The organism is Flavobacterium arabinosi (assembly GCF_048158725.1).
GTDB classification, from domain to species: Bacteria; Bacteroidota; Bacteroidia; order Flavobacteriales; family Flavobacteriaceae; genus Flavobacterium; species Flavobacterium arabinosi.
Window position 1 is genome coordinate 1 of record NZ_JBLNKX010000024.1, and the last position, 2050, is coordinate 2050.

A 2050-nucleotide genomic window follows, 5' to 3' on the forward strand; every position below is an offset into this window, starting at 1 on the left:
ACAATTTGCAATTTAAAAAACATCGAATAGTCTTTTTGGGTGCGCTTTAAATAGCGTGGTTCTTCTTGTTTTTCCATAAGGATACTTTTTGTGTATCACTATTTCAGGACGGGACAACACAATAATTAAATTTTATTTATTTTCTAAAATTTCCTCTAGAACGTTAGCTTCAGTTCCATTTGGAAAGGGAATTTTTATTTTTTGAGCAATCGTAGGTGCAATTTGTGTGATATACCTCTTAGTAAAAGATTCTCCTTTTTTCACATGCCATCCGTAGAATATTACCGGTACATGTGTATCGTAGCTATAAGGAGTTCCATGAGAGGTTCCCGTACCTTGATATTCTATATAAGCAGCTTTGTCAAGAATAACAAGATCTCCATCTTGTGTTGGATCGTATCCTTTAGTTATAAAATTAAGATAATAATCATTTCCGGTAGAACCAAGAATTTCTTCTTCAGTATAGACTCTTTTAACTTGCTCTTGAGTCATCAAATAGTCTTTAAAAGACTGTTTTACTTTATTCAAATCAAGCCCTTTGGACTTAATAATTTCTTTACTAAAGAAAATATTGAAATTAGAATAATTTAAAATTAAATCTTGTCCAAAACTGGCAATAGAAAAGTCTTTTAATCCTTTAATAATATCCTTCGGATTAATACTTTTTACGTTGTATTTATTATCTCTAAGATAATTTACATTTTCAGCTCCAGCGTGATCTGCGGTAAGAAAAAGCAAATAATTATCTTTTCCTACCTTTTTGTCTAAATAAGCTAAAAACTCAGCGATTGTCTGATCTAAACGTAAATAAGTATCTTGTAACTCTATCGATCTTGGCCCTAGTAAGTGACCTACATAATCCGTAGAAGAAAAACTAACAGTCAGGAAATCCGTAATATTATCTTTTCCCAACTCTTCTTTTTCAATTGCTTTCATTGCAAATTCTGCCAAAAGGTTATTACCAAATGGAGTAGAACGTATTACTCCTGCATCATTTTTATCATACATATCTTTTAAATTATATGGAAATACAGGTGCAGTACTATTGTACAATTTCCCCTCATAAGGATTATCATCTGCGAGGCTTTCGTTATAAGTTGATGCAGGTTTGAATAAATTCCAACCTTTAGTTATATAAGGCATATATCTTTTTTCTTGATTGAATTGTGTAACCCAATCCGGTAATGCTGAACCATAAAAAGAACTGGAAATAAAAGCTCCGGTTTTACTGAACCAAAAAGCCCAATTGGCAAAATGTCCTGCTGGTAAAATAGCACCACGGTCTTTTAGGCTCATTCCTATAACTTTTCCTTTAAAATTAGTAGCCAATCGCAATTCATCAGTAATAGTCGTACTTAGCAAATTCTTAGGAGACATTTCTCCCTCTTTCACTGTTCCATCTCCAATTGTTTTTACTGACGCATCATCCGTACAATACATCTCTTTACCCAAGTTTCTGCTAAACCATTCATTTCCTACAATTCCATGAGTAGAAGGAGTAGTTCCCGTATATATAGATGCATGCCCCGGTGCTGTATAAGTAGGCATATAATTATAATGCATATTTTGGAAAGTATAGCCATTCCCCATTAATCTTTTAAAACCGTTTGGTGAAAAATCATCTGAAAAACGATATAAATATTCCATCTTCATTTGATCTACAACAATGCCAACAACCAATTTTGGTCGCTCTTGAGCCTGCATATTTAAAGACATAATAAATGTCAAAAACAAAATATTTTTTTTCATATTGTATTTTATATAGTAGCACAAAAATACACTTTAATGTTTAAAATAAGTCCTAAGAAACGGTAAGCATGATAAATTAATCATTTCTTAAATCGAATTCGACTGGATCCTTTTAGTTTAATCCCAACTGACTGGTTTTAGGTTTTGCTATAGCGCAAAAAAAATCCTATTCATTTATTTGAATAGGATTTAATAGAATCTGAAACGGGTTCAGCTTAAAGAAAGGCGACGAACCGAGGCTGAAAGCCGAACACGTCGCACCGCTGTAAAACAAAAAAGCCTATCTTTTCAGATAGGCTTT

1 protein-coding gene is annotated in these 2050 nt (G+C 32.7%); it reads right to left on the bottom strand.

Annotation, left to right across the window (positions count from 1 at the left end; translation table 11 throughout):
- Positions 1-132: 132 nt before the first annotated feature.
- Positions 133-1749 carry an alkaline phosphatase PafA gene (gene pafA / locus ACM55K_RS17445; RefSeq protein ID WP_416851605.1) on the bottom strand — a complete coding sequence of 539 codons (1617 nt, stop codon included), beginning with the start codon at positions 1747-1749 and terminating at the stop codon, positions 133-135.
- Positions 1750-2050 lie beyond the last annotated feature (301 nt).